Raw genomic sequence first — 855 nt, 5'->3', positions numbered from 1 at the left:
ATACTTCCGGCTCGAAGCGTACTATCAACTAATCAATTGGGGTTTAGCAACTAGATTGATATTTAATCACTAAATTTTAGCCACTTAGGTATTTAATCATTTAAAATCAACAAATTGAGAAAAACATAAAAAACTATAAAACAACTAAAACCACACTCTTTGAGTATGTATTTAGCAAATTGATAAGACTAAGAACAAACATCGAAACACATTTACCCCACCTATCAATAACCAACAAACCAAAAAACACAGCCTATGTCTTTGGCGTAAATTTGCGCGTATCAGTCAAATAATCTGCAATTAAACAATGAATAGAAATGAACGAGAGGGAATAAAAATGCAGCCCTTCGAAATCGAAAAGCTGCATCAAGTACCATGTAGGAATGTTGGAAGGAACGTAATAATAGGTAGTTAATAGTTATTATGTGTTTGCCACAAACAATCCGAGCAAACAAACTTAGATATTGGATACATAGCTCGGAAAATCCACCTGCTCCCACAACTGTTTGGAGAGTTCTTCTTGCGAATCCCACGCCCCTTGTAAAACCCAATTCACGATGGCTTGTGCAACGTCGGGGTATTTAACACTCTCAGCTTGCTGCTCTTTGAGCCACTGACGTACGGTAGAAATGTCTAAACTGTCCATTGCAGTGGCTAACCCAAGATCTTCCAGCGTGGCTACGTTGCTCTGCTGTTCAAATTGTCCTGCCAGTGGTTTCATTAGCAGTTTTTTGCCAAGAGAAAGTGCTTCTGAAGGCAGTTCAAAACCACCATTGGCGATGACCCCACAGCAACGATGTAGATGGTGCTGAAAGTTGGTATGGCACAGCGGACGCAATTCTATGTTCTCCACTT

The 855-nt window shown here is 39.8% G+C and carries 1 protein-coding gene; it reads right to left on the bottom strand.

The features are described from left to right. Positions 1–457: 457 nt before the first annotated feature. Positions 458–855: glycosyltransferase family protein (locus R7O13_RS25430; RefSeq protein WP_318305018.1), on the bottom strand; the 398-nt coding region annotated here is incomplete at its 5' end.

The sequence above is a fragment of the Vibrio sp. Y176 genome (genome assembly GCF_033438945.1).
This window is presented reverse-complemented; position numbering and strand designations above follow the sequence as displayed.